Here is a 23,919-nt window from a genome sequence, read left to right as displayed (position 1 = left end):
CCTTACCTCTCTGTGTTATTCCCGGATCAATCAATTGCGCTGGTCATCAGTTCTCTTGCCGAATGCAGCCGGATATAAGCAACCCACGCCGCCAGCAACGTGAATGCCCCGGCAAACAGGAAGCAGGCCGCATAGCCAAAATGTTGAGCAACAACGCCGCCGATAACGCCTGCCAGAATGGCGATTGCCGCGTCAGTACATTGAAAGAGGGTGAAGTCGACACCGGCCTGCAAAGGCGATGAAAGCGACATCAGCGTGGCGTAAAGACAGACCAGCGCGCAGGCCAGCGAAATGGACTGGACAATGACCAGACACTGGAGAATCGGCAGCAGCAGATGACCCGGCGCCATCATGAGCGTCATCACCACCGCCAGCAGCGCGATCCCCTGGACGCCATAAGCCGTCAACAGCGCTCTGCCGGGTGAGGTGTATTTCATCAGCAATCCGCCAGCCAGCGTTCCTGCTATGCCCGCTGCAATATTGCCGCCGCTAAACAGCGCGCCCAACGCGGACATGCTCAACCCATGATCCAACAACAGCGGCGCCAGGAGAGGCAGCACAAACCGCATGCCTGAATTCAGCATCAATACCAGCAGTAAGCCCAGGCGTGCCTGTTTCCTCCTTAGCGCATAACCTAACGCCGGAACATGCGGGATAGTCGCTGTTCGCGTCGGCTCCGTAATGCGCCACAGCGGGAGTGACAGCGCCATAATCAGCACCGCCATCATCAGCATGGCGACAGGCCAGCCGGATGCTGCCGACAGCATCAGAAACACCCCGCCGCCGCACATCATTCCCAGATAGCTGCCGCCAACCTGCACGCTGTTTCCCCAGCCGTAACCCGCGCGGGTCAGTTGATCGACGCAAAAGCCGTCGCTGGCGATATCAATGGTGGAGGCGACCGTGCCTGCCACCATAAACAGAACAAATAACGCGACGATTTGCGTATCGGGAAATCCCCCTTCTCGCCCAAACCAGCCAATCGCTGCGGCAATCATCAGGATCGCCGCTAGCGCGACCTGACCACGCAGGATTAACATCCGCGAACGGCGTTCCTGGCTACCGGGCGGAAGCCGCCAGCGCTCGATCCACGGCGCCCAAATAAACTTCAGCGCCCAGGGCAGCATGAACAGGGTTGTCGCACCGGCAAGCGCCAGCGAGCCGCCAGCAGCGCGCACCAGCGCGGGTAAGGACTGCATAGACAGCGCCGATACCAGGCTCTGCGTCACATAGACGCCGGCAATAGCAAAAATCACCCGCCCGGTCGTCAACGTCAGCGGTTTCACATTCGACTGAACATCACTCATGCACCCACTCTCCAGACGCGGAAACCTCTTCGTCGCGCCACACGCGCGCGGCCATTTGCGCCTGCCACAGCGCCTGATAACGTCCATGACGGGAGATCAATTGCGCATGAGTACCCTGCTCCACCACCTGTCCCTCTTCCATCACCAGAATGTTTCCGGCCCCGGCGATGGTGGATAAACGGTGAGCGATGATAATCACCGTCCGGTTGTGAACCAGGTTATCGATCGCTTTTTGCACCGCCAGCTCGCTTTCAATATCCAGCGCGGCGGTCGGTTCATCGAGAATGACGACCGGCGCGTTTTTCAATAACGCTCTGGCAATGGAAATCCGCTGGCGCTCGCCGCCCGATAGCTGGCCGCCCATCTCCCCCATTGGCGTCAGCCAGCCTTGCGGAAGACGGGAAATAAACTCAAGGCACTGCGCCGCGCGGGCGGCCTCTTCCACCTCCTGTCGCGTCGCCTGTGGGCGCGCGATACGGATATTCGCCAGCAGCGTGTCATCAAACAGCCAGACATCCTGGAAAACAACAGAAATCAGGCTATTGAGCTGTTCCGGCGTCAGGCGGCGAATATCGACGCCGCCAATAGAAATCTGCCCTTGCTGCGGATCGGCATAACGCATTAACAGTTTAGTGACCGTGGTTTTGCCTGCGCCGGAGGCACCCACCAGCGCGCTCATACTGGCTGCCGGGAACGTCAAAGAAACATGATTAAGCGCGTGGCCGTCGCCTTCTTCGTAGCGATAGCTGACGTTGTCAAAGCGGATATCATAACGTTCCGGCATCTCGCTTTGCGCTGCGACGGGAAGCGGCGCTACCGCCATAAACTGCTCAATCCGTTGCAGGGCGCTGGCGATCAGTTCCACAACCGAGGTGTAGCTGATAAACATCGCCATCGGTTCTGCAAAGCGCATAATCATCGCGACGGCGGCAATCAGAAAGGCGAGGTTCAGAGTGCCCGTCACCACCCAGACGATCCCGGATAACACCACCACCTGTAGGCCCAACTCCACGACGCTGGCGATCAGCATCGTCGCGCCAGCGCCCTGACGGTGAGTGCGGGTCTGTAAGTTTTCCAGCGCATTGAAATGCGCCAGCAGCGCCCGGCTTTTATCGGCATCGCTGCCGCAGGTGCGCAATACCATCATCCCCTGAGCAAATTCAACGATATCGCCGCTCAGACGCTGGTGCGCTTCCCCCAGCGTCTGCATTTGTCGCCGCATCGCCGGGCGGCGCCAGTAATAAAACGGCACCAGCAGAGGGAAGATCAGCAACATCACCAGCCCCAGCCGCCAGTCTATCCACAATGTCGCCAGCGACGCCGTCAGCGGCGTGACAATGGTGAGCAGCAAAATATTGGCTATCGCAATAACATAATTAAGGTTTTCATCCACGCTGCCCAGCAGCAAGGCGTTCATTTCGCCCGCCCTGCCGCGCTGGAGCTTCTCCAGCGGCACGCGGCGTAACTGCTCGCCAAGTCGCAGGCGCAACTCATGGGTGGCCTGCGCCAGATGACCACGGTATTCAAAGCCCAGGCCATACCAGCGTAGCGCCAGCGTCACAATCGCGGCAACGCTGAAGGCCATAGCCCAGTTAAGAAGTTGCGGCGCGTCTCCCCGTAACAGCGCATCAATGATTGGATAAAGACAGGCAAAAGCGATCCCCTGCATGAATGCCGCCAGCAACAGCGCCAGCATACTGCGCCGCAGCATCCTGGCCTGACTGCCAACGCTGGAGATAAGCTGGCGCCAGATGACGCGCCAGGCCAGGTTATCCGCAGGATTATTGTCTTTCATTTTCCACCACCTCTTCCTGTGTTCCACCCGGCACCCAATGCTGCGCCTGCTGATAGTGTTGCCAGAGCCGTTGATACAGGCCGCCCTGCGCCAACAGTTGCGTATGGTTCCCCATTTCCCTGAGCTGTCCGTCGGAAAACAGCAATATCACATCGGCCTGAGTCACCATTGAGAGACGATGCGCGACCATGATGACCGTCCGGCCGCGCATGGCCGCCGCGAGCGCTTTGATAAGCGCCGCTTCGTTTTCCGGGTCAGCAAACGCCGTCGCCTCATCAAGCACCAGGATGGGGCGATCCTGCAAAAGCGCCCGGGCGATAGTGATGCGCTGCCGCTGGCCGCCGGAGAGAAATACCCCGCGCTCCCCGACTCGCGTGTTGTAACCTTCTGGCAGCGCGCTAATAAAATCATGGGCCTGCGCCACTCTGGCCGCCGCTATTACCGCCTCCAGCGGCGTATCCGGCGCGCCCAGACGAATGTTATTGGCTATCGTGTCGGCAAAAAGGAAGTTGTCCTGAAACACAAACGAGAGTTGCTTCATCAGGGTGTCCGTCTGCATATCACGCAGATCCACGCCGCCAATACGGATATGGCCTTTGTCCGGGTCGGCATAACGCAGCAGCAAGCGCGCCACGGTGCTTTTTCCGGCGCCGCTTGGCCCGACCAGCGCCACAATTTGCCCGGCAGGCACATGAAAGCTCACCTCCTGCAACGCGGCGCCAGTACGCGCTTGCGGATAATGAAAGCTCACCTGCTCAAAGGTAATGCTCGCCTCTTGCGGCTGCTGGTCAGACTGCGGCAGCGATAACTCCGGCATCGCGAGAACCTGATAAATACGCTGAATGCTTAAACGCGTTTGCGCGACCAGGTTATTGAGCATCATCATTGGCATTACGGCTTCGGCCATTCCGCTGCCCAGCAGTAAAACGGCCACCCACGCGATAAAATCGAGACTGCCATAGTGCAACAGGCCGTATCCCGACCAGATCAGGACAAACAGGGTCGGGAGAGGATTCAGAATCGAGAAGGAAAAACGCGCTGAAAAACCGGCTTTGCGATACCAGGTTTTGAGCACATCGACCCACTCTTCAAGGGCGCGTTGATAGCGCAAAAAACTGGTGCTGCCGCTATCAAACGTTCTCACCACGGGCATGGCCTGCACGAACTCAATAACCGCCGCACTGACCTGCTCGCGCGCCTTATGATAACGCTGAGCCATATCTTCCGAACGCTGGCGGGCGAGCACGAGAACAACCGATCCAAACGCCAGTACCCCCAGCGTCGCGATTGCCAGCCGCCAGTCCAGCCAGAACAAGATAACGATTGTCGCCAGCGGCATGATGATCGCGCGGGCATAGAGCGGCGTGCTGTCAGCCACAAAGATATGTAACGACTTCACGTCATCCAGCATCACTTTCGCCACTGACCCGCTACCCATTTGCTGTAACACACCAGGCGGAAGCTGCAATGCTTTACGGGCTAACCTGCTGCGCAGAATGTTCTCCAGATGAAAAGCCGCGTAATGAGAGGTGTTGAACGCCTGTAAGCGCAGAACAAAAGTTAAGACCACGCAGCCGATCACGCCGCCCAGCGGCCAGGCCGGAATAGCGTCAGGCGTCGCGCGAATGTCACGCAGGCTCCACGCCAGAAAAAGGAGCGCCCCCAGGCTGGTTAATGCCGCCAGCCCCGCCAGCGCCATAGCTAAAATAACCTTCCTGCGAACCGGTGTAATCACCTGCCAGAGAGGAAATCGGGACAGCGATTCAGTATTGGATGATTGAGATGACATGGGAGTAACTGAATTTCCTGATGAATTTTTACGGACGCCAAAAACGACAATTCAGGGTGGCGTTCTGAGAATTAATGTGAATAATAACCATTATCAATAACTCATCTACCCCATTCGGTTCTATTTATACCCTAAATAGTTCGAGTTGCAGGAAGGCGGCAAGCGAGGGAAGCCCCAGGAGCTTACAGAAGTAAGTGACTGGGGTGAGTGAGCGTAGCCAACGCACATGCAACTTGAAATATGACGGGTATATGCCCGCATTGGTCTAAGCCACAGGGAGATAACCAGGTCATGACGGAGTCACCGCAAACGCAATCTGAAATCTCTATTCACCAGTTGGTGGTCGGGAAACCTGCAAACGATGGCAATATTCCTGCTCAGTGTGAACTGCTGCGCTGTTCGTTGCAGGAAGGTATGGATATTTTGCTCTGGAGGGGCCATTTTGCGCGGCCTGAGACGTTGCAGCTACACGACGATCTGGGCAGGATTAACTTCTCGTGCATCCTGGAAGGCACATCGCGCTTTGCGATTCAGGGACTCAGGCGCCGCACCGACTGGGAGCTTGCGCGCAATCGCCATTACATTACCCATACGCCAGACTGCCGCGGCAGCGCCTCCTATTGTGGCCGATTCGAGAGCATTACCCTCTCCTTCAGCCCTGAAACCCTCGCGCTGTGGGTGCCGGATATTAGCGCGGTCATTAAGAATAAGATCGACTCCCACTGCTGTTGCCAGCAGCAGCGTTGTAATGCTGAAACCCACTTAACGGCTCAGGCCTTGCGTCACGCGCTGATGCGCATGCACGGCGGCTTCAGCCATGAACAAAAGCCGTCAACGCTATGGTTGCAGGGGCAAAGTCTGGTCATGCTCAGTCTGGTGCTGGATGAACATCGCGAAGACGCCAGTTGCCTCTCCTGCCACTTCAACCCGATGGAACGCCAGAAACTGCTGCGAGCGAAGGATCTGCTGCTGGCTGATCTGACGCAAGCGCCGGGCGTCGCGGAGCTGGCCAGAGAGTCCGGTCTGAGCGTTCTCAAAATTAAGCGAGGCTTCCGCGTTCTGTTCAACAACAGCGTCTATGGCCTGTTTCAGGCTGAACGAATGCAGGAAGCCAGAAGACGCCTGGCCAACGGCAATACCTCCGTCATGACGGTGGCGGCCGATCTGGGCTATGCCAACGCCAGCCATTTTTCTGCCGCCTTCCAGAAACAGTTTGGCGTAACCCCTTCGACCTTTAAACGCGTGATGTAACCGGGGTCGCGCCCCCCTAAACTCCTCCCTGACAGAGGCCCGGATACCCCATCCGGGCCTCTGTTCTTTCCGCCTGTTACCAACCCGAAACGGGCATAAATAAACCCGTTTCGGGTAGCATCCAATTGTTAATAATTATTATTCTCATATGAGCAATGTTTTTCGGTAAGACGTGCCATCAGGAGGAAGAATGATTTCTGGCGCACCATCTCAGGATTCGCTGTTACCGGACAACCGCCACGCGGCTGATTACCAACAATTACGCGAGCGGCTTATACAGGAACTGAATTTAACGCCGCAGCAGTTACATGACGAAAGCAACCTGATCCAGGCCGGCCTGGATTCAATAAGATTGATGAGATGGTTACACTGGTTTCGTAAAAATGGCTACCGCCTTACCCTTCGCGAGCTGTATGCCGCCCCCACGCTGGCGGCATGGAACCAGTTAATGCTCAGCCGGTCGCCGGAGAACGCGGAAGAAGAAACGCCGCCCGACGAATCATCCTGGCCGAACATGACCGAAAGTACCCCCTTCCCATTGACGCCGGTACAGCACGCCTACCTGACGGGCCGCATGCCGGGGCAGACGCTTGGCGGCGTGGGTTGCCACCTGTATCAGGAGTTTGAAGGCCATTGTCTGACGGCGTCGCAGCTGGAGCAGGCCATCACGACCTTGCTGCAACGCCACCCAATGCTGCATATCGCCTTTCGCCCCGACGGGCAGCAGGTCTGGCTACCGCAACCTTACTGGAACGGCGTCACCGTTCATGATTTACGCCATAACGACGCTGAAAGCCGCCAGGCCTATCTGGACGCACTGCGCCAGCGCCTGAGCCACCGTCTTTTACGCGTGGAGATCGGCGAAACGTTTGATTTTCAGCTGACGCTCTTGCCGGACAATCGCCACCGCCTCCATGTCAATATTGACCTGCTGATTATGGATGCCTCCAGCTTTACGCTTTTCTTCGATGAGCTTAACGCCTTGCTGGCCGGAGAATCGCTGTCGGCTATCGACACCCGCTATGATTTCCGCTCGTATTTGCTGCACCAGCAGAAGATCAATCAACCACTGAGAGACGACGCGCGCACTTACTGGCTGGCGAAAGCATCGACGCTTCCCCCTGCGCCCGTCTTGCCGCTGGCCTGCGAACCCGCCACGCTGCGTGAAGTCCGTAATACCCGACGCCGCATGATTGTCCCGGCAACACGCTGGCACGCCTTTAGCAACCGGGCCGGCGAATATGGCGTGACGCCAACAATGGCGCTGGCGACCTGTTTTTCTGCCGTGCTGGCTCGCTGGGGCGGCCTGACGCGTCTGCTGCTTAACATCACCTTATTCGACCGCCAGCCGCTGCACCCGGCGGTTGGCGCGATGCTTGCCGACTTCACCAATATTCTTCTGCTGGATACCGCCTGCGACGGCGATACCGTCAGCAACCTGGCGCGTAAAAACCAGCTCACGTTTACGGAGGACTGGGAGCATCGCCACTGGTCCGGCGTCGAATTACTCCGTGAACTCAAACGCCAGCAGCGCTACCCCCACGGCGCCCCGGTGGTATTTACCAGCAATCTGGGGCGTTCCCTCTACAGCAGCCGCGCAGAATCGCCGTTGGGCGAGCCGGAATGGGGCATCTCGCAAACGCCGCAGGTCTGGATAGATCATCTGGCGTTCGAGCATCACGGCGAGGTCTGGCTACAATGGGACAGCAACGACGCGCTGTTCCCTCCGGCGTTAGTCGAAACATTGTTCGACGCCTACTGCCAGTTGATTAACCAACTCTGCGATGACGAAAGCGCCTGGCAAAAGCCGTTCGCAGATATGATGCCCGCCAGCCAGCGCGCGATACGCGAACGGATCAACGCCACCGGCGCCCCCATTCCCGAAGGTTTGCTGCATGAAGGCATTTTCCGTATCGCTCTGCAACAGCCGCAGGCGCTGGCGGTAACGGACATGCGTTATCAGTGGAATTATCATGAGCTGACAGACTATGCCCGCCGTTGCGCAGGCAGGTTAATCGAGTGCGGGGTTCAGCCCGGCGATAATGTGGCTATCACGATGTCGAAAGGCGCAGGACAACTTGTTGCGGTTCTGGCCGTCCTGCTGGCCGGGGCGGTTTACGTTCCGGTTTCGCTGGACCAGCCTGCCGCACGGCGCGAGAAAATCTACACTGACGCCAGCGTCCGGCTGGTGCTCATTTGCCAGCACGACGCCAGCGCCGGGTCAGACGATATTCCCGTCCTTGCCTGGCAGCAGGCCATTGAGGCGGAGCCGATCGTCAACCCGGTGGTACGCGCCCCCACGCAACCGGCCTACATAATCTACACCTCCGGCTCTACCGGCACGCCGAAAGGGGTAGTCATTTCTCACCAGGGAGCGCTCAACACCTGTTGCGATATCAATACCCGCTATCAGGTTGGCCCACATGACAGGGTGCTGGCCCTCTCCGCCCTGCATTTTGATTTATCGGTTTACGACATTTTTGGCGTACTGCGCGCGGGCGGCGCGCTGGTGATGGTGATGGAAAATCAACGGCGCGATCCTCACGCATGGTGTGAGCTGATCCAGCGCCATCAGGTCACGCTCTGGAACAGCGTCCCGGCGCTGTTCGATATGCTGCTGACCTGGTGTGAAGGTTTCGCCGACGCCACGCCGGAAAACCTGCGCGCAGTGATGCTTTCCGGCGACTGGATCGGGCTTGACCTCCCCGCCCGTTATCGGGCCTTCCGGCCACAAGGACAATTTATCGCGATGGGCGGCGCCACCGAGGCGTCTATCTGGTCTAACGCCTGCGAAATTCACGACGTCCCCGCCCACTGGCGCTCCATCCCTTACGGTTTTCCGCTAACCAACCAACGCTACCGGGTGGTGGATGAACGGGGCCGGGACTGCCCTGACTGGGTGCCGGGTGAATTATGGATTGGCGGCATCGGGGTCGCGGAAGGCTATTTCAACGATCCCCTGCGCAGCGAGCAGCAATTTTTGACGCTCCCGGACGAGCGCTGGTATCGCACCGGCGATCTCGGCTGCTACTGGCCAGACGGCACAATAGAGTTCCTCGGTCGTCGCGACAAGCAGGTCAAAGTCGGAGGATATCGCATCGAGCTGGGCGAAATCGAAAGCGCGCTCAGCCAGCTGGCGGGGGTGAAACAAGCAACCGTTCTGGCGATCGGCGAAAAAGAAAAAACGCTGGCGGCATACGTTGTTCCTCAGGGCGAGGCTTTTTGCGTTACCGATCATCGGGACCCGGCACTGCCGCAGGTGTGGCACACGCTTGCGGGAACGTTGCCCTGTTGCGCCATCTCGCCAGAGATCTCCGCAGAACAGGTAGCCGATTTCCTTCAGCATCGCCTGTTAAAACTGAAGCCGGGTCACACCGCTGGCGCCGATCCTCTCCCCCTGATGAACTCACTCGCTATCCAGCCGCGCTGGCAGGCCGTGGTGGAACGCTGGTTAGCATTTCTGGTGACACAACAGCGACTGAAGCCCGCTGCTGAAGGTTATCAGGTCTGCGCTGGTGAAGAACGCGAGAATGAGCACCCGCATTTCAGCGGACATGACTTAACGTTATCGCAAATTCTTCGCGGCGCCCGCGACGAACTGTCGTTACTGAACGACGCGCAGTGGTCGCCGGAAAGCCTGGCCTTCAACCATCCGGCCAGCGCCCCGTATATTCAGGAACTGGCGACAATTTGCCAACAGCTTGCACAGCGCTTACAGCGCCCGGTACGCCTGCTTGAGGTGGGAACCCGCACCGGCCGCGCCGCAGAATCGCTGTTAGCACAGCTCAACGCCGGACAGATTGAGTATGTCGGGCTTGAGCAGAGCCAGGAGATGCTGCTGAGCGCCCGGCAGAGGCTCGCCCCCTGGCCTGGCGCCCGTCTGTCCCTCTGGAATGCAGACACGCTGGCGGCGCACGCTCACTCGGCGGACATTATCTGGCTTAATAACGCCCTGCATCGTCTGCTGCCGGAAGATCCCGGGCTCCTTGCAACATTACAATAGCTTGCCGTTCCCGGCGCGCTGCTCTACGTGATGGAGTTTCGCCAGTTAACGCCGTCCGCCTTGCTCAGCACGCTTCTGTTAACCGATGGGCAGCCGGAGGCCTTGCTGCATAACAGCGCCGACTGGGCGGCATTATTTAGCGCAGCCGCCTTCAATTGTCAGCATGGCGATGAGGTCGCGGGGTTACAACGCTTCCTCTTACAATGCCCTGACAGGCAGGTGCGCCGCGATCCCCGTCAACTTCAGGCCGCCCTCGCCGGGCGCCTGCCGGGGTGGATGGTGCCGCAACGGATCGTTTTCCTCGACGCCTTACCGCTGACGGCTAACGGGAAGATTGACTATCAGGCGCTGAAGCGTCGTCATACCCCTGAAGCGGAAAACCCGGCCGAAGCGGATTTACCCCAGGGCGACATTGAAAAACAGGTTGCCGCCCTCTGGCAGCAACTCTTATCGACTGGCAATGTCACCAGAGAAACCGACTTCTTCCAGCAAGGCGGCGATAGCCTGCTGGCGACCCGTCTGACCGGGCAACTTCATCAGGCAGGTTATGAAGCGCAATTAAGCGACCTGTTTAATCATCCCCGGCTGGCGGATTTTGCCGCCACGCTGCGGAAAACCGACGTCCCGGTCGAACAACCATTCGTCCACTCCCCTGAAGATCGCTACCAGCCCTTTGCGCTTACCGACGTGCAGCAGGCTTACCTGGTGGGACGTCAGCCAGGCTTTGCCCTGGGCGGCGTCGGCTCACATTTCTTTGTTGAATTTGAAATTGCCGATCTGGATCTCACCCGGCTGGAGACGGTCTGGAACCGATTAATCGCCCGCCACGATATGCTGCGCGCCGTCGTGCGTGATGGACAGCAACAGGTGCTCGAACAGACGCCCCCCTGGGTGATACCCGCACACACCCTCCATACGCCTGAAGAGGCGTTGCGGGTACGCGAAAAACTGGCGCATCAGGTACTCAACCCCGAAGTGTGGCCGGTATTCGATCTCCAGGTCGGATACGTGGACGGGATGCCCGCCCGCCTGTGGCTGTGTCTGGATAACCTGTTGCTTGACGGTCTGAGCATGCAGATCCTGCTGGCGGAGCTGGAGCACGGCTACCGCTACCCGCAACAGCTGCTTCCGCCGCTGCCCGTCACCTTCAGGGATTATCTGCAACAGCCCTCGCTACAGTCGCCCAATCCAGATTCTCTGGCATGGTGGCAGGCGCAGCTTGATGATATTCCTCCGGCGCCTGCGTTGCCGCTGCGATGCTTGCCTCAGGAGGTTGAAACACCGCGCTTCGCCCGCCTGAACGGCGCGCTGGACAGCACGCGCTGGCATCGGCTGAAAAAACGGGCGGCTGACGCCCATCTCACCCCGTCGGCCGTGCTGTTATCGGTGTGGTCAACGGTTCTCTCTGCATGGAGTGCGCAGCCTGAGTTCACGCTTAACCTTACGCTTTTCGACAGGCGACCGCTGCACCCGCAAATCAACCAGATTCTGGGCGATTTCACCTCGCTGATGTTGCTGAGCTGGCATCCCGGCGAAAGCTGGCTGCACAGCGCACAGTCACTACAGCAGCGGCTGAGCCAGAACCTCAACCACCGCGATGTGTCAGCTATCCGCGTGATGCGTCAACTGGCGCAACGGCAAAACGTGCCTGCCGTTCCGATGCCCGTCGTCTTTACCAGCGCGCTGGGCTTTGAGCAGGATAACTTCCTCGCCCGGCGTAATCTGCTCAAACCGGTCTGGGGCATCTCCCAGACGCCGCAGGTCTGGCTCGATCACCAGGTTTATGAATCCGAAGGCGAACTGCGCTTTAACTGGGATTTTGTCGCCGCGCTGTTTCCTGCCGGGCAGGTGGAGCGCCAGTTTGAACAGTATTGCGCATTGCTAAACCGAATGGCCGAGGATGAAAGCGGCTGGCAACTGCCGCTCGCCGCGCTGGTGCCTCCCGTTAAACACGCAGGGCAATGCGCAGAGCGCTCACCGCGCGTATGCCCTGAGCACTCTCAGCCACACATTGCGGCGGACGAGAGCACCGTCAGCCTGATTTGCGACGCCTTCCGCGAGGTGGTTGGCGAGTCTGTCACACCCGCAGAAAACTTCTTTGAGGCGGGCGCAACGTCGCTGAATCTGGTGCAACTGCATGTTTTGTTACAACGTCACGAATTTTCCACCCTGACGTTGCTTGACCTCTTCACCCACCCTTCTCCTGCCGCCCTGGCCGATTATCTGGCCGGCGTCGCCACGGTGGAGAAAACAAAACGTCCTCGCCCTGTTCGCCGTCGTCAGCGGCGGATATAGCGCGAAGCAAACTGATTTTCCCCGGAACGCCATCGCGAACGCATGGCGTTCCATTGACTTTGTGAATCTTAGGAAACGGGACCGATTATGGATAACTTGCGCTTCTCTTCTGCGCCGACAGCAGATTCCATTGATGCATCGATCGCTCAACACTACCCGGACTGCGAACCTGTCGCGGTTATCGGCTACGCCTGCCATTTTCCTGAATCGCCGGATGGCGAAACGTTCTGGCAAAATCTGCTGGAAGGTCGTGAATGCAGCCGACGTTTTACGCGCGAAGAGCTTCTGGCCGTGGGTCTGGATGCCGCCATCATTGACGATCCTCATTATGTCAATATCGGTACGGTGTTAGACAACGCCGACTGCTTCGACGCCACCCTGTTTGGCTATTCGCGACAGGAAGCGGAGTCGATGGACCCGCAGCAGCGCCTGTTTTTGCAGGCGGTCTGGCATGCGCTGGAACATGCCGGTTATGCCCCCGGCGCCGTCCCCCATAAGACCGGCGTTTTCGCCTCTTCCCGGATGAGTACCTACCCCGGTCGCGAAGCATTGAACGTGACAGAAGTCGCGCAGGTAAAGGGTCTGCAATCTCTGATGGGCAATGATAAAGACTATATTGCCACCCGCGCCGCGTACAAACTCAACCTGCACGGCCCGGCGTTATCGGTACAGACCGCCTGCTCCAGTTCGCTGGTTGCCGTGCATCTGGCCTGTGAAAGCCTGCGCGCAGGCGAATCCGATATGGCGGTTGCCGGCGGCGTGGCGCTCTCTTTCCCCCAGCAGGCGGGCTACCGCTACCAGCCCGGAATGATTTTCTCTCCTGACGGTCACTGTCGTCCCTTTGACGCCTCGGCTGAGGGCACCTGGGCCGGTAACGGTCTCGGCTGCGTGGTACTGCGTCGCCTGAGAGACGCGCTGCTGTCAGGCGATCCGATTATCTCGGTGATCCTCTCCAGCGCGGTCAATAACGACGGCAACAGAAAGGTCGGCTATACCGCCCCTTCCGTCGCAGGGCAACAGGCGGTCATCGAAGAGGCGTTAATGCTGGCGGCCATCGACGACAGGCAGGTAGGTTACATTGAAACCCACGGCACCGGCACACCGCTGGGCGACGCGATTGAAATTGAAGCGTTACGCAACGTCTATGCGCCTCGCCCGCAGGATCAGCGCTGTGCGCTCGGTTCCGTGAAAAGTAATATGGGGCATCTGGATACCGCGGCGGGCATTGCCGGACTGCTGAAAACCGTTCTGGCAGTCAGTCGCGGGCAAATTCCACCCTTACTGAATTTTCACACCCCCAACCCGGCGCTGAAGCTTGAAGAGAGCCCCTTTACCATACCGGTGTCGGCGCAGGCGTGGCAGGACGAAATGCGCTATGCGGGCGTCTCCTCCTTTGGTATTGGCGGCACCAACTGCCATATGATCGTCGCCTCGCTGCCCGACGCGCTCAACGCGCGCCTCCCCAATACGGATGGCGGCAGAAAAAGTACCGCGCTGCTGCTCAGCGCCGCCAGCGACAGCGCGTTGCGGCGGCTGGCGACGGATTATGCCGGGGCGCTGAGGGAGAATGCGGATGCCAGCTCTCTGGCCTTCACGGCCCTGCACGCGCGCCGTCTCGATCTTCCCTTCCGCCTGGCGGCGCCATTAAACCGTGAAACTGCTGCGGCGCTCAGCGCCTGGGCCGGTGAGAAATCGGGGGCGCTGGTTTACAGCGGCCACGGCGCCAGCGGCAAGCAGGTGTGGCTGTTTACCGGCCAGGGCTCGCACTGGCGCACTATGGGTCAGACAATGTACCAGCATTCAACGGCGTTTGCCGACACGCTGGATCGCTGTTTTTCCGCCTGTAGCGAAATGCTCACGCCGTCACTGCGCGAAGCGATGTTTAACCCCGATTCGGCGCAGCTGGACAATATGGCCTGGGCGCAGCCAGCGATTGTCGCGTTTGAAATCGCGATGGCGGCGCACTGGCGCGCTGAAGGACTGAAGCCAGACTTCGCCATTGGGCATTCCGTCGGTGAGTTTGCCGCTGCCGTTGTCTGCGGACACTATACGATTGAACAGGTCATGCCACTGGTTTGTCGGCGCGGCGCGCTAATGCAGCAGTGCGCAAGCGGCGCGATGGTGGCGGTATTTGCAGACGAAGACACGCTGATGCCGCTGGCTCGCCAGTTTGAGCTGGATCTCGCCGCCAACAACGGTACGCAACATACGGTATTTTCCGGGCCGGAAGCCCGTCTCGCGGTATTTTGCGCCACGCTCTCGCAGCATGACATTAACTATCGTCGCCTGAGCGTAACCGGTGCGGCGCACTCCGCTTTACTGGAACCGATACTCGATCGGTTCCAGGACGCCTGCGCGGGGCTGCACGCGGAGCCGGGGCAAATACCGATTATTTCCACGCTCACCGCCGACGTCATTGATGAGTCAACGCTCAACCAGGCGGATTACTGGCGCCGACACATGCGCCAGCCGGTGCGTTTTATCCAGAGTATTCAGGTGGCGCATCAGCTCGGCGCCCGCGTTTTTCTGGAGATGGGGCCCGATGCCCAGTTGGTTGCTTCCGGGCAGCGCGAATACCGCGATAACGCATACTGGATAGCCAGCGCCCGGCGTAACAAAGAGGCGAGCGATGTCCTCAATCAGGCTCTGCTCCAGCTTTACGCTGCCGGCGTCGCCTTACCGTGGGCCGACCTGCTGGCGGGCGATGGACAACGTATCGCTGCGCCATGTTATCCGTTTGATACTGAGCGTTACTGGAAAGAGCGCGTCTCCCCGGCCTGCGAGCCTGCCGACGCAGCGCTGTCTGCCGGGCTGGAGGTGGCGAGTCGCGCCGCGACAGCGCTCGATCTCCCCCGCCTGGAGGCGCTTAAACAGTGCGCCACGCGACTGCACGCCATCTACGTCGATCAACTGGTACAACGCTGTACCGGCGATGCCATTGAAAACGGCGTGGACGCCATGACCATCATGCGCCGTGGACGTCTGCTGCCCCGCTACCAGCAGCTACTCCAGCGCCTGCTGAATAACTGCGTGGTCGACGGCGATTACCGCTGCACCGACGGGCGATACGTCCGCGCCCGCCCCATTGAACATCAACAGCGGGAATCACTGCTGACGGAACTTGCCGGTTATTGTGAAGGTTTTCAGGCTATTCCCGACACCATCGCCCGTGCCGGCGATCGGTTATATGACATGATGAGCGGCGCGGAAGAACCGGTGGCGATTATCTTCCCGCAAAGCGCCTCCGACGGCGTGGAAGTGCTGTATCAGGAATTCAGCTTTGGCCGCTATTTCAACCAAATCGCCGCCGGGGTATTACGCGGCATTGTCCAGACGCGTCAGCCCCGCCAGCCGTTGCGTATTCTTGAAGTTGGCGGCGGAACCGGCGGCACCACCGCGTGGCTGCTGCCGGAACTCAACGGTGTTCCGGCGCTGGAGTACCACTTCACCGATATCTCAGCGCTGTTCACCCGCCGCGCCCAGCAGAAATTCGCCGACTATGATTTTGTGAAGTATAGCGAGCTGGATCTCGAAAAAGAGGCGCAGTCTCAGGGTTTCCAGCCACAGTCTTACGATCTCATTGTGGCGGCGAACGTGATTCACGCCACCCGCCATATTGGCCGCACGCTCGATAATCTGCGCCCCCTGCTCAAGCCGGGCGGGCGCCTGCTGATGCGCGAAATCACCCAGCCAATGCGTCTGTTTGACTTCGTTTTCGGCCCGCTGGTTCTTCCGCTACAGGATCTCGACGCCCGCGAAGGTGAGTTATTCCTCACCACCGCTCAGTGGCAGCAACAGTGCCGCCACGCCGGATTCAGCAAAGTGGCATGGCTACCGCAGGATGGCAGCCCGACCGCGGGGATGAGCGAACATATCATTCTCGCCACGCTGCCCGGTCAGGCGGTTAGCGCCGTAACATTCACCGCGCCATCAGAACCCGTGTTGGGGCAGGCGCTGACGGATAACGGTGATTATCTCGCCGACTGGTCTGATTGCGCAGGTCAGCCCGAACGGTTTAATGCCCGCTGGCAGGAGGCCTGGCGTCTGCTCTCACAGCGTCATGGCGACGCTCTGCCTGTGGAACCGCCCCCCGTCGCCGCCCCGGAGTGGCTGGGGGAGGTTCGCTTAAGCTGGCAAAACGAAGCCTTTTCCCGCGGTCAGATGCGCGTTGAAGCCCGTCATCCTGCTGGCGAGTGGCTGCCGCTATCGCCCGCCGCGCCTCTTCCTGCGCCGCAGACGCATTATCAATGGCGCTGGACGCCCCTCAACGTCGCCAGCGTTGACCATCCGCTTACCTTCAGCTTTAGCACCGGTACGCTTGCGCGCAGCGACGAGCTGGCGCAATACGACATCATTCACGATCCGCACGCCTCTTCGCGACTGATGATTGTTGAGGAGAGCGAGGATACGCTGGCCTTAGCGGAGAAAGTGATAGCGGCGCTCACCGCCAGCGCAGCCGGATTGATTGTGGTCACCCGCCGCGCGTGGCGAGTCGAGGAAAATGAGGCACTCTCTGCGTCCCATCACGCGCTATGGGCCTTGCTTCGCGTCGCGGCCAACGAACAGCCGGAACGGTTGATTGCCGCCATCGATCTCGCCGAAAACACCCCGTGGGAAACGCTGCATCAAGGGTTGAGCGCAGTCTCACTATCACAGCGCTGGCTCGCCGCACGGGGTGACACCCTTTGGCTCCCTTCACTGGCGCCCAATACGGGATGCGCCGCTGAATTACCGGCAAACGTGTTTATCGGCGATAACCGCTGGCATCTGGTGACCGGTGCGTTTGGCGGATTAGGCCGCCTTGCCGTGAACTGGCTCAGAGAAAAAGGGGCGCGACGCATCGCCCTGCTGGCGCCGCGCGTGGATGAGTCATGGCTACGCGACGTGGAGGGCGGGCAGACGCGCGTCTGCCGTTGTGATGTGGGCGATGCCGGGCAACTGGCCACGGTTCTTGACGATCTGGCGGCCAACGGCGGCATTGCCGGAGCGATTCATGCCGCTGGCGTATTGGCTGACGCGCCCTTGCAGGAGCTTGACGACCACCAGCTGGCCACCGTTTTCGCGGTAAAAGCGCAGGCGGCAAGCCAGCTGTTGCAAACCCTGCGCAACCACGACGGACGCTATCTTATTCTCTACTCTTCCGCTGCCGCCACCCTCGGCGCGCCGGGTCAGAGCGCCCATGCGCTGGCCTGCGGCTATCTGGACGGGCTGGCCCAGCAGTTTTCCCCCCTTGATGCGCCGAAAACGCTCTCTGTCGCCTGGGGCGCATGGGGAGAAAGCGGCCGGGCGGCCACGCCGGAAATGCTGGCGACGCTCGCCAGCCGTGGTATGGGCGCGTTAAGCGATGCCGAAGGCTGCTGGCACCTGGAACAGGCGGTGATGCGCGGTGCCCCGTGGCGACTGGCGATGCGCGTTTTTACCGACAAAATGCCCCCGTTACAACAGGCTCTGTTTAACATCAGCGCCACAGAAAAAGCCGCAACGCCTGTCATTCCTCCTGCTGATGACAACGCCTTTAACGGCAGCCTGAGCGATGAAACAGCGGTGATGGAATGGCTGAAAAAGCGGATTGCGGTTCAGCTAAGGCTGAGCGATCCAGCGTCGCTGCGCCCAAACCAGGATCTGTTGCAACTCGGCATGGACTCGCTGCTCTTCCTTGAACTCAGTAGCGATATTCAGCACTACCTGGGCGTACGCATCAATGCGGAACGGGCGTGGCAGGATCTGTCTCCTCATGGAATCACGCAGCTTATCTGTTCTAAGCCAGAGACGACGCCTGCCGCTTCGCAGCCGGAAGTGTTGCAGCACGACGCCGACGAGCGTTATGCGCCCTTCCCTTTGACGCCCATTCAGCACGCCTACTGGCTGGGGCGAACCCACCTCATTGGCTATGGCGGCGTCGCCTGTCACGTCCTGTTTGAGTGGGATAAACGCCACGATGAGTTCGATCTCGCCATACTGGAGAAAGCATGGAACCAGCTCATCGCACGCCACGATATGTTGCGCATGGTGGTTGATGCCGACGGGCAGCAGCGAGTCCTGGCGACAACGCCGGAGTATCACATCCAGCGTGACGATCTGCGCGCGCTTTCCCCGGAAGAACAGCGCATCGCGCTGGAAAAACGGCGGCATGAACTGAGCTATCGCGTTTTGCCTGCCGACCAGTGGCCTCTCTTTGAGCTGGTGGTCAGCGAAATCGACGATTGCCATTACCGCCTGCATATGAACCTCGACCTTTTGCAGTTTGATGTGCAGAGTTTTAAAGTCATGATGGACGATCTGGCGCAGGTCTGGCGCGGTGAAACGCTGGCGCCGCTCGCTATTACCTTCCGTGATTATGTGATGGCTGAACAGGCGCGCCGACAGACATCGGCATGGCACGATGCCTGGGATTACTGGCAGGAAAAACTGCCGCAGCTCCCCTTAGCGCCAGAGCTGCCGGTGGTTGAGACGCCCCCGGAAACGCCACACTTCACCACCTTCAAATCGACGATCGGCAAGACAGAATGGCAGACCGTGAAACAGCGCTGGCAGCAGCAAGGCGTCACACCGTCTGCCGCGCTGCTCACGCTGTTTGCCGCCACCCTTGAGCGCTGGAGCCGCACCACGGCATTTACGCTGAACCTGACGTTCTTCAATCGCCAGCCGATCCATCCGCAAATCAACCAGTTGATTGGTGATTTTACCTCCGTCACGCTGGTTGATTTTAACTTCTCAGCGCCGGTGACGTTGCAAGAGCAGATGCAACAGACCCAACAGCGCCTCTGGCAAAACATGGCGCACAGTGAAATGAACGGTGTTGAGGTGATCCGTGAGCTGGGCCGCCTGCGCGGGTCACAACGTCAACCGCTGATGCCGGTGGTGTTTACCAGTATGCTGGGGATGACGCTGGAAGGCATGACTATCGATCAGGCGATGAGCCATCTGTTCGGCGAACCCTGCTATGTGTTCACGCAAACGCCGCAGGTCTGGCTGGATCATCAGGTCATGGAGAGCGACGGCGAGTTGATGTTTAGCTGGTACTGCATGGACAACGTGCTGGAACCCGGCGCTGCCGGGGCGATGTTTAATGACTATTGCGCCATCCTGCAAGCCGTCATCGCTGACTCTGAAAGCCTGAAGACTCTCGCCAGCGGCATCGCCGGGCACATTCCCCGCCGACGCTGGCCGCTGAACGCGCAGGCGGACTACGACCTGCGGGATATTGAGCAGGCGATGCTCGAATACCCCGGCATCCGGCAGGCCAGAGCGGAAATAACCGAACAGGGCGCGTTAACGCTGGATATCGTGATGGCCGACGATCCGTCGCCATCAGCGGCGACGCCTGATGAGCACGAACTTACCCAACTGGCGCTGCCGTTGCCTGAGCAGGCGCAGCTTGATGAGCTGGAGGCGACCTGGCGCTGGCTGGAGGCGCGTGCGCTACAGGGGATCGCGGCTACGCTAAATCGTCACGGCCTGTTTACCACGCCGGAGATCGCCCATCGCTTTAGCGCAATAGTACAGGCGCTGTCCGCGCAAGCGTCTCACCAGCGTCTGCTGCGCCAGTGGCTACAGTGTCTGACGGAAAGAGCGTGGTTAATCCGCGAAGGTGAAGGCTGGCGCTGCCGCGTTCCGCTCAGCGAGATTCCTGAGCCTCAGGAAGCGTGCCCGCCAAGCCAATGGAGCCAGGCGCTGGCGCAGTATCTGGAAACCTGCATCGCCCGGCACGACGCCCTCTTCTCCGGGCAGTGTTCACCGCTGGAATTGCTGTTCAACGAGCAGCATCGCGTGACCGACGCGCTGTATCGCGACAACCCCGCCAGCGCCTGTCTGAATCGCTATACCGCGCAGATCGCCGCCTTGTGCGGCGCAGAACGGATTCTGGAGGTTGGCGCCGGAACCGCAGCCACTACCGCGCCGGTGCTGAAGGCCACGCGGAATACGCGACAGTCGTACCACTTCACGGACGTCTCCGCACAGTTCCTCAATGACGCCAGAGCCCGTTTCCATGATGAATCGCGGGTGTCTTATGCCTTGTTCGACATCAACCAGCCGCTGGATTTCACCGCCCACCCGGAAGCGGGTTACGACCTGATCGTTGCCGTCAATGTGCTCCACGACGCCAGCCATGTCGTCCAGACGTTGCGCAGATTAAAACTGTTGCTGAAAGCCGGCGGACGTTTGCTGATCGTTGAAGCGACGGAGCGAAACAGCGTATTCCAGCTGGCGAGCGTGGGCTTTATTGAGGGATTAAGCGGATACCGCGATTTCCGCCGCCGGGATGAGAAACCGATGCTCACCCGCTCCGCATGGCAGGAGGTTCTCGTTCAGGCCGGGTTTGCAAACGAGCTGGCGTGGCCCGCGCAGGAATCGTCGCCGCTGCGCCAGCATCTGCTGGTGGCGCGTTCGCCTGGCGTAAATCGCCCGGATAAAGAAGCCGTGAGCCGCTATTTACAGCAGCGCTTTGGCACCGGTCTGCCCGTTTTACAGATCCGGCAAAGAGAAGCGTTATTTACGCCGCTGCATGCCCCGTCTGATGCGCTGATTGAGCCAGCCAAACCCACGCCAGTTGCCGGGGGGAATCCGGCGCTGGAAAAACAGGTGGCTGAACTCTGGCAATCGCTGCTGTCTCGCCCCGTGGCAAGGCATCACGACTTTTTCGAACTGGGCGGCGACAGCCTGATGGCGACAAGGATGGTCGCGCAGCTAAACCGGAGAGGGATTGCCAGGGCTAACCTTCAGGATCTGTTCAGCCATTCGACGCTGAGCGACTTCTGCGCCCATCTACAGGCGGCTACGTCAGGAGAGGACAACCCGATTCCCCTTTGCCAGGGCGACGGCGACGAAACCCTGTTCGTCTTCCACGCTTCGGACGGCGATATCAGCGCCTGGCTGCCGCTCGCCAGCGCGCTGAACAGGCGCGTTTTCGGCCTGCAAGCAAAATCGCCGCTGCGCTTTGCCACGCTCGACCAGATGATCGATGAGTATGTCGGGTGCATCCGTCGCCAGCAGCCTCACGGCCCTTATGTGCTGGCAGGTTGGTCGTATGGCGCGTTTCTTGCGGCGGGCGCCGCACAGCGCCTGTACGCCAAAGGCGAGCAGGTTCGGATCGCGTTAATCGATCCCGTGTGCCGACAGGATTTCTGTTGCGAAAACCGGGCGGCCCTGCTGCGCCTGTTAGCCGAAGGACAAACGCCTCTGGCGCTGCCCGAACATTTCGACCAGCAGACGCCCGACAGCCAGCTTGCCGACTTTATCAGCCTCGCTAAAACGGCCGGTATGGTGTCGCAAAACCTGACGCTGCAAGCGGCAGAAACGTGGCTCGATAACATCGCGCATCTGCTGCGTTTACTGACTGGGCATACGCCGGGCGAAAGCGTTCCGGTCCCCTGTCTCATGGTGTATGCCGCCGGGAGACCCGCGCGCTGGACGCCAGCAGAAACCGAGTGGCAGGGCTGGATAAACAACGCCGACGACGCTGTGATTGAAGCCAGCCACTGGCAAATCATGATGGAAGCCCCCCACGTTCAGGCTTGTGCGCAACACATTACGCGCTGGCTTTGCGCAACCTCAACGCAACCGGAGAACACGTTATGATGCCGTCCGCCTCCCCAAAACAACGCGTACTGATTGTGGGCGCCAAATTTGGCGAAATGTACCTGAATGCCTTTATGCAGCCCCCGGAGGGGCTGGAACTGGTTGGCCTGCTGGCGCAGGGAAGCGCCCGCTCAAGAGAGCTGGCCCATGCGTTTGGCATTCCGCTGTATACCTCGCCGGAACAGATAACCGGGATGCCGGATATCGCCTGTATTGTCGTGCGTTCGACCGTCGCCGGAGGAACCGGTACGCAGCTTGCCAGACACTTTCTGGCGCGCGGCGTACACGTCATTCAGGAGCATCCCCTCCACCCGGATGACATCAGTTCCTTACAAACGCTGGCGCAGGAACAGGGCTGCTGCTATTGGATAAACACGTTTTATCCGCATACGCGCGCAGGACGTACATGGCTTCGCGATGCGCAGCAGGTGCGTCGCTGTCTGGCTAAGACGCCGCCGGTAGTCCACGCCACCACCAGCCGACAGTTGCTCTACTCCACGCTGGATTTGTTGTTGCTGGCTCTGGGCGTTGATGCCGCCGCCGTGGAGTGCGACGTGGTTGGCAGCTTTAGCGATTTTCACTGTCTGAGACTCTTCTGGCCGGAGGGAGAAGCCTGTCTGCTGCTTCAGCGCTATCTCGATCCTGACGATCCAGATATGCATAGCCTTATCATGCACCGCCTGCTGCTGGGCTGGCCGGAAGGTCATCTTTCGCTGGAGGCGAGCTACGGCCCCGTCATCTGGTCATCCAGCCTGTTTGTCGCAGACCATCAGGAGAACGCCCACAGTCTCTACCGCAGACCGGAGATCCTGCGCGATCCGCCGGGTCTGACGCGCAGCGCGGCGCCTCTGAGCTGGCGCGACTGCTGCGAAACCGTCGGGCCGGAGGGCGTCAGCTGGTTGCTACACCAGTTGCGCAGCCATCTGGCGGGCGAACATCCACCAGCGGCCTGCCAAAGCGTACATCAGATCGCGTTATCACGTTTATGGCAGCAGATTTTACGTAAGACCGGCAATGCGGAGATCAGACGCCTGACGCCGCCGCACCACGACCGGTTAGCCGGTTTCTGCAACGATGATGATAAGGAGGCGCTGTGACGCAACCTGCAATGTGCATCCCGCTGTGGCCCGCCCGGAGCGGCAATACTGCGCATCTGGTCATGTGCCCTTTCGCTGGCGGCAGCAGTAGCGCGTTTCGCCACTGGCAAGCTGAGCAACTGGCTGATTGCGCGCTTTCTCTGGTGACCTGGCCGGGGCGCGATCGCCTTCGCCATCTGGAACCGCTCAGAAGCATTACGCAACTGGCGGCACTGCTGGCGAACGAGCTGGAAGCATCCGTATCGCCTGACACGCCGCTTTTACTCGTCGGGCACAGCATGGGAGCGCAGGTGGCGTTTGAAACCTGCCGACTTCTGGAGCAACGGGGGCATGCGCCGCAAGGACTGATTATTTCCGGGTGCCATGCCCCGCATCTGCATTCTGAACGCCAGCTCAGCCATCGCGATGATGCCGACTTTATCGCTGAACTGATAGACATTGGCGGATGTTCTCCTGAACTGCGGGAAAACCAGGAATTAATATCGCTGTTTCTTCCTCTTCTGCGCGCTGATTTTTACGCCACCGAGAGCTATCACTACGACTCGCCCGACGTCTGTCCGCCGCTGCGCACGCCTGCGCTGTTATTGTGCGGCAGCCACGATCGCGAAGCCTCCTGGCAGCAGGTCGATGCCTGGCGTCAGTGGCTGAGCCACGTTACAGGCCCGGTGGTGATTGACGGCGATCATTTCTATCCCATTCAACAAGCCCGGTCCTTTTTTACGCAGATTGTCCGCCATTTTCCCCACGCATTTTCTGCAATGACCGCGTTGCAAAAACAGCCCAGTACTTCAGAAAGGTGACGC

Annotated in this window: 7 protein-coding genes and 1 pseudogene; 5 read left to right on the top strand and 3 right to left on the bottom strand. The window is 59.7% G+C overall.

Translation table 11 applies throughout. From position 1 onward, the window contains the following. Positions 1-26: 26 nt before the first annotated feature. Genes ybtX through ybtP form a run of 3 tightly spaced genes read right to left on the bottom strand, consistent with a single transcriptional unit; the run spans position 27 to position 4,801 of the window. On the bottom strand, positions 27-1,307 hold the full coding sequence (ybtX, locus tag OGV67_RS09435; protein WP_130028828.1) for a yersiniabactin-associated zinc MFS transporter YbtX: 1,281 nt from the start codon (positions 1,305-1,307) through the stop codon (positions 27-29). Further along, entirely contained in the window at positions 1,300-3,102 is a 1,803-nt protein-coding gene (gene ybtQ, locus OGV67_RS09430; RefSeq protein WP_047066781.1) for a yersiniabactin ABC transporter ATP-binding/permease protein YbtQ, read from the bottom strand. The genes ybtX and ybtQ overlap by 8 nt, the downstream gene beginning before the upstream one ends. Next, positions 3,089-4,801 carry a yersiniabactin ABC transporter ATP-binding/permease protein YbtP gene (gene ybtP, locus OGV67_RS09425; protein WP_047066780.1) on the bottom strand — a complete coding sequence of 571 codons (1,713 nt, stop codon included), beginning with the start codon at positions 4,799-4,801 and terminating at the stop codon, positions 3,089-3,091. Before ybtP ends, ybtQ begins: the two co-directional genes overlap by 14 nt. Before the next feature lie 381 nt (positions 4,802-5,182). Here ybtP and ybtA point away from each other — a divergent pair, with 381 nt between their 5' ends. From ybtA to ybtT, 5 genes and pseudogenes are all read left to right on the top strand, one after another. Continuing rightward, complete coding sequence (gene ybtA, locus OGV67_RS09420) at positions 5,183-6,142, top strand: yersiniabactin transcriptional regulator YbtA (protein WP_047051938.1); 960 nt, start codon at positions 5,183-5,185, stop codon at positions 6,140-6,142. A gap of 190 nt (positions 6,143-6,332) precedes the next feature. Then, a pseudogene (gene irp2, locus OGV67_RS09415) lies at positions 6,333-12,440 on the top strand (yersiniabactin non-ribosomal peptide synthetase HMWP2). An 87-nt stretch (positions 12,441-12,527) separates the two neighbouring features. Next, on the top strand, positions 12,528-22,019 hold the full coding sequence (irp1, locus tag OGV67_RS09410) for a yersiniabactin polyketide synthase HMWP1 (RefSeq protein WP_286465444.1): 9,492 nt from the start codon (positions 12,528-12,530) through the stop codon (positions 22,017-22,019). Beyond that, positions 22,016-23,116 (top strand): yersiniabactin biosynthesis oxidoreductase YbtU, encoded by a 1,101-nt coding sequence (gene ybtU / locus OGV67_RS09405; RefSeq protein ID WP_039109375.1) that lies wholly within the window; start codon positions 22,016-22,018, stop codon positions 23,114-23,116. The genes irp1 and ybtU overlap by 4 nt, the downstream gene beginning before the upstream one ends. Next, on the top strand, positions 23,113-23,916 hold the full coding sequence (gene ybtT / locus OGV67_RS09400) for a yersiniabactin biosynthesis thioesterase YbtT (protein WP_039109373.1): 804 nt from the start codon (positions 23,113-23,115) through the stop codon (positions 23,914-23,916). The genes ybtU and ybtT overlap by 4 nt, the downstream gene beginning before the upstream one ends. The last annotated feature ends 3 nt before the right edge of the window (positions 23,917-23,919 follow it).

Origin of the sequence: Citrobacter sp. CK188, from assembly GCF_030333525.1 — a bacterium.
GTDB classification, from domain to species: Bacteria; Pseudomonadota; Gammaproteobacteria; order Enterobacterales; family Enterobacteriaceae; genus Citrobacter_B; species Citrobacter_B koseri.
Note: the sequence above shows the minus strand (reverse complement) of the source record. Positions and strands in the feature narration are given on the sequence as shown.